The organism is Sphingopyxis soli (genome assembly GCF_018682675.1).
Classification (GTDB): Bacteria; Pseudomonadota; Alphaproteobacteria; order Sphingomonadales; family Sphingomonadaceae; genus Sphingopyxis; species Sphingopyxis soli.
Genome location: NZ_JAFMTR010000009.1, coordinates 1 through 5930, shown reverse-complemented (window position 1 = coordinate 5930; position 5930 = coordinate 1). Strand labels below are relative to the sequence as shown.

Here is a 5930-nt window from a genome sequence, read left to right as displayed (position 1 = left end):
AAGGGGGTCCATTCGCGCAGCGCTGGAAAAATGGATTCCGGATCGAGTCCGGAATGACGAAGGCCTGAAAACGGCCGATTGCTGATCCATCTTTCATCGTCATCCTGAACTTGTTTCAGGATCCATGGTCCGCCGTTTCCTTCGACGCAGCGCGGGACGAGAGTTCAGACCGTGGATGCTGAAACAGCGAGGCCATCGCCGCAGCCGGCATGACGAGAATTGAAAGGCTGGAATCCACCCGACCCGGCCGCCGCCCTTCAGTCGCCCTTGCCAGCTTCGCGAAACCGCAAACGGCCATCGATCTCGACGAAAAACGATCTCTCGCCTTTTCGCTTCAGATCGTGAAGCGCCTGCCGCCGGCACTCGGGGTCGTGATTGATCCGCCAGGCGATCAGGCGCCGCATCTCCGCGTCGGCGAAAACCAGCGCGTGCGCTTCGTCGATCCCGACGCCGAATGTGGCACGCGTCCGCTTGACCAGCGCGACGAATTCGGAATTGGCGAAAGTCATCGTTTCCTCTCCCGGCAAGAGCCACCGGGCAAAGCCCCCCGCTTCCAAGGGCAGGGCGGCTGGCGGGGGCCGGCCCTTCGCCCATATCGCACTTGGCAGCACGACGACTCGAGGGCATCATCGCGGCGGATCGAAATCGCCGCCCGCGGCGTTATGGCCCAGAGCAACCGGAGGAATGAGATGACCCAGCCCGCCCACCGCCGCCCGAAACCGGCCGCCGTCCTGCTGGGGGCCGCGGCGCTGGCGCTCGCCGGATGTGCCGGGATGGGCGGCAAGCCGACGCAGACCTTGCCGCCCGCCGACGCCTCGGCGCCGCTCTTCGATGCCGCGGGCGCCGACCGCGGCCGCGCCGATTTCTACAAGGATAGCGACGGGCTGCGCATCGAACTCGTCGCGCGCGGTTTCGCGCCCGGCACCTATGGGATGCACGTCCACGCCGTCGGCCAGTGCGCGCCGCCCGACTTCGCCAGCGCGGGTCCGCACTGGAACCCGACCGGAGCGCAGCACGGCCGGGACAATCCGATGGGCGCGCATCACGGCGACCTGCCGAATCTCGTCGTCGAAAGCGGCGAGATCGGCCGCGCGACGCTGAAGATCGTCGGCACCCGGCTCGGCGGCGAGGGCGGGCTCCTCGACGCCGACGGTGCGGCGTTCGTCATTCATGCCAAGCCCGACGACCTCAAGACCGACCCCAGCGGCAACAGCGGCGCGCGCGTCGCGTGCGGGGTGATTACGCTCGGCGCGGCGAAATAGGCGCCGCGCGGGCGGCAGCGTCCTCCGCGCGCTCGGCGATCGTCGCCTCGGCGCGCGGCACCGCGCGATAGGCATAGACGAGCAGGGCGAGCGCGACCGGCGCGACGGCGATCAGCGACAGGATGCCCGTGCGCAGGTCGCCGACCGGCTTGCCGTCGACGATCGTGCCGGCCAGGTCCGAAATCTGCCCGGTCAGATAGGGGCCGAAGGCGAGCCCGACCAGCGTCGTGCCGAGGAAGAAGGCCGCCGTCGCGGTGCCGCGCATCCGTGGCAGCACCAGATCCTGCGTCGTCGCCGCCGCCGCGCCCAGCGCTGCGGCGCCGAACATCCCGGCGAGGAAGTTCATCGCATAGAACAGCGTGCCATTGTCGGTGGTATAGCCGATCCAGATCGGCATGATCGGTGCGACGACGCCGAAGACGATGACCCAGATGCGGCCCGCCGGATGGCGCGCCCGCAAGGCGTCGGCCACGCGGCCGCCGATGATCACGCCCAGGAAGCCGGCCGCCGCGCCATTGGCGCCGAGCACGAACGCCAGCTGCTGCTTCGGCAGGTGCAGCACGGTCTCGGCATAGGGCGCCGACCAGAAACCCAGCGCCCAGGCGACCAGCGAGACCAGACTATACCCCAGGGTCGTGCAAATGAACGCGGGTGTGCCCCAGATCAGGCGGAAGGTCGCCGGATCGCGCGCCTTCAGCGTGCAGGCCCAGGAGAAGACGGCATAATAGCCGAAGGCGATCGCCGACCATTGCGGCAGGTTGCCGGTCAGCCCGATCATCAGCCAAGCGGCGGCGGCGGCGAGCGCCGCGACCGCGAGGTTGATCGCGAGCGCCACCGGCCCGCGTTCCCACGCGCCGAGCAGGGTGAAGGGCGGGACGATGCTCGACAGGTCGCCGACGAAGCTGCGGAAAGGGGTCGGCGAAACGGGGCTGGCGACGCCGTCCATCGCGCCGCGCGCGGGTTCGCGCAGTGTCGAGACCCACAGCGCGATCAGCAGGCCGGGAATGCCCACCGCGAGGAACGCGCCCTGCCAGCCGACGAGGCCGAGCGGGCCGCCATCGGGCCAGGTCTGGTTCCACACCTGCCCGATCTTCGCGCCGATCAGCAGCGACACCCCGCCGCCGATATAGAGACCCGACGAATAGATCGCGAGCGCGGTGGCGCGCTGGCGCTTGGGGAAATAGTCGGAGATCAGCGAATAGGCGGTCGGGCTGGCGGTCGCCTCGCCGACGCCGACGCCCATGCGCGCGAGCGTCAGCGTCAGCTGCGTTTGCGCGAAGCCCGACAGCGCGGTCATCGCGGACCACAGGGTCAGCCCGATCGCCAGCAGCTTCTTGCGGTTCCAATTGTCCGCGAGCCGTCCGAGCGGGATACCGAACAGCGCATAGAAGACCGCAAAGGCCGCGCCGCCAAGGAAGCCGAGGTCGCCGTCGGTCAGCCCGAGGTCGGCCTTGATATCGACCGCAAGGATGCTCAGGATCTGCCGGTCGATGAAATTCAGGATATAGACGACGACCAGCACGAACAGCACGTACCAGCTATAGCCGCTCGCCTGCGGCCCGGCGGGCGGCGCCCCGGCCGTCTCGTTCACGCTCGCGCTATCGGCCATCTGGCAACCCTCTCCCTGACCCGTTATCCTTATGCCCCGGTGGTTGCACGAGCCGCCGCCCGGCGCAAGTTGAAAGTCGGTTCACCTTTGGAGCGAAGACGGACGATATGCGCGAAGATCGACCAAATCCCCCCGCGATCCTCTTCCTCTGCCTCGGCAATATCTGCCGCTCGCCGCTTGCCGAAGGGGCCGCGCGCGTCGCCTTTGCCGAGGCCGGGATCGCCGCGAGGCTCGATTCGGCGGGCACCGGCGACTGGCACGTCGGCCACCCGCCCGACCGCCGCGCCCAGGCCGAGGCGCGGCGGCGCGGCGCCGATATCTCGGACCTTCGCGCGCGCCAGCTCCGCCGCAGCGACTTTCATGATTTCGACCTTATCCTCGCCGCCGACGAGGCCAATCTGCGCGACGCCCGCGCGCTTCGTCCAACGGGTGCGACCGCCGAACTCAGGCTGATGCTCGATCTGGTCGGCGGCCGCGAAGGGGAAAGCGTCACCGATCCCTATTACGGCGCCGACGACGGCTTCGCCGCAACATGGGACGATGTCAGCGCGGTCGCTGCCGCGCTCGTCGCCTCGTCGAGGGGATAGCGCGCGACCGGATGATAGCGCGAACCGCCGTGCCCCATCTCGCTCTCGTAGAGCGTGACATGGCCGAACGGAAAGGGCGCGCTCGCCAGATCGCTGTTCAGCGCAAGGAAGGGCGCGACCGGCCCCGATCCGCGGTTGAGCCGCGCGAGCGTGATATGCGGCACGAAGGCGCGCGTTTCGGGCACAACGCCGACGCGCGCGAGCAGCTGGTCGATCTTGCGATGCAGCGCGGCGATCGGCGCGTGCGGTTCGACCCCGGCCCAGACCATGTGCGGGCGTCCCTGGCGCTCGAACAGGCCGACCCCGGCGATCCGCGCCTCGATCGTGGGTGCGTAGAGGCTGCCCAGCGCGGCGGCGATGTCCTCGGCGCGGTGATGGTCGACCTCGCCGATGAAGCGCAGCGTCAGGTGGAGCTGTTCGTCATCCTGCCAGCGCGCGCCCGAAATCCCGTGCATCGCGGCGATCAATTGTCGCCGGATCGGGCGCGGCGGACGCAGGGCGACGAACAGGCGATGGGTCGACATGGCGGTGCCTGCATAGGACGGCGCGCGGCGGCTGCGAAGCCGAAACAGGGCGCATGTCCGGTTTCGCTTGAAACAAAGCGCGAATATCCCGATATTATCGCCACGGCCGGTATCGTCTGGCCGGTGATGGAGATGAAAATGGCTAATTGGAACGACCCCAATATGGCGGCGTCCGGCTTCCCAGGCAGCGCGAGCGCGATGGATCAGGCCGTCGATGCCGGCCTGCGGTCGTACATGCTGTCGGTCTACAACTATATGGCGTCGGGCGTGCTGCTGACCGGCGTCGTCGCGATGCTCTTCTCGCAGTGGGAAGGCGCACCCGCGCTGCTGTTCGGTCCGGGACCGGTCAAGTGGGTGATCATGCTCGCTCCGCTCGCCTTCGTGATGGTGCTGAGCTTCGGCATCAACAAGCTGTCGACGGCCGCGGCGCAGGCGCTTTACTGGGCTTATGCGGCGGTGATGGGCGTGTCGATGGCGGCGATCTTCTTCGTCTTCACCAACACCTCGATCGCGCAGACCTTCTTCGCGACCGCGGCGGCCTTCCTCGGCCTCAGCCTCTATGGCTACACGACCAAGAAGGATCTCTCGGGTTTCGGGACCTTCCTGATCATGGGCCTCGTCGGCATCATCGTCGCGATGCTGCTCAACGCCTTCGTGTTCCAGTCGGGCGCGCTGGCGCTGGCGATCAGCGTGATCGGCGTGCTGCTGTTCGCGGGCCTGACCGCCTATGACACGCAGAAGATCAAGAGCATGTATTTCTATGTCCGCGGGACCGACTTTGTCGGCAAGTCGGTGGTGATGGGCGCGCTGACGCTCTACCTCGACTTCGTCAACATGTTCACCTTCCTGCTCAACCTGCTGGGCAACCGCGAATAAGCGGACGGACAAGGAACGACCAACCGGAGCCCGGCGGAGCGATTCGCCGGGCTCTTTCCTTTTTGGGGAAGGGACCGCCCATGCGTCATGCCGGGATGCTCGTCGCCGCGATGATGCTGGCCGCCTCGCCCGCCGCCGCCGGGGCGGCGTCGACCTGCGCGGTGGCGCGGCCCGCCGACGGCGATCTGAAGGCCTATGCCGCGACCTTTTTCGCAAAGGCGCGCCTCGGCGACCTGGAGGCGCTGGCGGCATGTCTGGGGGATCCCGATCCGGCGATGCGCGACGGCTTTGCCTTCACGCTATGGTCCGAAGGGCTGCGTGGCCGCCACCTGTCCGCCGCCCAAATGCGCCGGACATTGGCGCTGCTGACCGAAATGGCCGCGGTCCCGGAGGATGCCGCAGGCTTTCGCCGTCCGTTCGCCGCGCTGGCGCTGTCCGAAATTGCGCGCGCCGACCGGATCGAGGCCTGGATGACCGACGCCGAACTGCACGCGCTTGCCCGGACCGGCGCGGCCTATCTGCGCGGCGTGACCGACTATCGTGGCTTCGTGCCGGGCGAGGGCTGGCGGCACGGCGTGGCGCATGGATCGGACCTCGCGCTCCAGCTCGCACTCAATCCGCGGCTGGCGCGGGCCGACGCCGACCTTTTGCTTGGCGCCATCGCGTCGCAGGTCGCGCCGGCGGCTTCACCCTATTACCATCACGGCGAATCCGCGCGCCTCGCGCGGCCCGTCCTGTTCCTCGCCAGGCGCGCCGACATCGACGATGCGGCCTGGGCGGCTTGGTTCAAGACGCTCTATCCCGATAGCAGCGCGCGCTGGAAAGACGTCCATACTGGCGACGCAGGCTTGGCGGCCGTCCACAACACGACTGGCTTCGCGAACGCCATCTATGTCAGCGCGGCCGAAGCGCAGGATCCGCAGATCAAGCGCCTTGCGCCGCTGGCAGTCGAATTGCTGAAGGCGCTGCCCTAGAGTGTTTTCAAGTCAGGTGGAATCACCTGACGACTCGGAAAACACGGCAAAACAGGAATCTGGAGTGCCGGTTTTGATTCAATCAAAACCGAACGCAC

At 67.8% G+C, this 5930-nt stretch carries 7 protein-coding genes; 4 read left to right on the top strand and 3 right to left on the bottom strand.

The window, feature by feature from the left end; genetic code table 11:
• Positions 1 to 257 precede the first annotated feature (257 nt).
• Positions 258 to 509 carry a hypothetical protein gene (locus J1N50_RS00770; protein WP_215349180.1) on the bottom strand — a complete coding sequence of 84 codons (252 nt, stop codon included), beginning with the start codon at positions 507 to 509 and terminating at the stop codon, positions 258 to 260.
• Positions 510 to 689: 180 nt separating this feature from the next.
• Between J1N50_RS00770 and J1N50_RS00765 the strand changes: the two genes are divergently transcribed.
• Positions 690 to 1262, top strand: coding sequence for a superoxide dismutase family protein (locus J1N50_RS00765; protein ID WP_215349177.1), 573 nt, complete (start codon positions 690 to 692; stop codon positions 1260 to 1262).
• On the opposite strand, the gene J1N50_RS00760 is transcribed toward J1N50_RS00765, so the two are convergent.
• Entirely contained in the window at positions 1240 to 2871 is a 1632-nt protein-coding gene (locus J1N50_RS00760) for a spinster family MFS transporter (protein ID WP_215349174.1), read from the bottom strand. The two genes, J1N50_RS00765 and J1N50_RS00760, sit on opposite strands and share 23 nt — an antisense overlap.
• A 107-nt stretch (positions 2872 to 2978) precedes the next feature.
• Between J1N50_RS00760 and J1N50_RS00755 the strand changes: the two genes are divergently transcribed.
• Complete coding sequence (locus J1N50_RS00755) at positions 2979 to 3458, top strand: low molecular weight protein-tyrosine-phosphatase (protein WP_215349171.1); 480 nt, start codon at positions 2979 to 2981, stop codon at positions 3456 to 3458.
• Here the strand turns inward: J1N50_RS00755 and thpR are convergent.
• A complete protein-coding gene (gene thpR, locus J1N50_RS00750) occupies positions 3374 to 3982 on the bottom strand; it encodes an RNA 2',3'-cyclic phosphodiesterase (RefSeq protein WP_215349168.1) in 609 nt (202 codons plus the stop codon). The two genes, J1N50_RS00755 and thpR, sit on opposite strands and share 85 nt — an antisense overlap.
• 138 nt (positions 3983 to 4120) lie before the next feature.
• Here thpR and J1N50_RS00745 point away from each other — a divergent pair, with 138 nt between their 5' ends.
• Together J1N50_RS00745 and J1N50_RS00740 are read left to right on the top strand one after the other, a co-directional pair.
• Positions 4121 to 4858: a Bax inhibitor-1/YccA family protein gene (locus tag J1N50_RS00745; RefSeq protein ID WP_215349165.1), complete on the top strand. Its 738-nt coding sequence runs from the start codon at positions 4121 to 4123 to the stop codon at positions 4856 to 4858.
• An 80-nt stretch (positions 4859 to 4938) separates the two neighbouring features.
• Positions 4939 to 5832, top strand: a complete 894-nt coding sequence (locus J1N50_RS00740) for a DUF2785 domain-containing protein (protein WP_215349162.1) — start codon at positions 4939 to 4941, stop codon at positions 5830 to 5832.
• Positions 5833 to 5930 lie beyond the last annotated feature (98 nt).

Bases quoted from the DNA above. Each gene is read 5' to 3' on its own strand.
- J1N50_RS00770 (WP_215349180.1), bottom strand. From the start codon at position 509: ATGACTTTCGCCAATTCCGAATTCGTCGCGCTGGTCAAGCGGACGCGT.
- J1N50_RS00765 (WP_215349177.1), top strand. From the start codon at position 690: ATGACCCAGCCCGCCCACCGCCGCCCGAAACCGGCCGCCGTCCTGCTG.
- J1N50_RS00760 (WP_215349174.1), bottom strand. From the start codon at position 2,871: ATGGCCGATAGCGCGAGCGTGAACGAGACGGCCGGGGCGCCGCCCGCC.
- J1N50_RS00755 (WP_215349171.1), top strand. From the start codon at position 2,979: ATGCGCGAAGATCGACCAAATCCCCCCGCGATCCTCTTCCTCTGCCTC.
- thpR (WP_215349168.1), bottom strand. From the start codon at position 3,982: ATGTCGACCCATCGCCTGTTCGTCGCCCTGCGTCCGCCGCGCCCGATC.
- J1N50_RS00745 (WP_215349165.1), top strand. From the start codon at position 4,121: ATGGCTAATTGGAACGACCCCAATATGGCGGCGTCCGGCTTCCCAGGC.
- J1N50_RS00740 (WP_215349162.1), top strand. From the start codon at position 4,939: ATGCGTCATGCCGGGATGCTCGTCGCCGCGATGATGCTGGCCGCCTCG.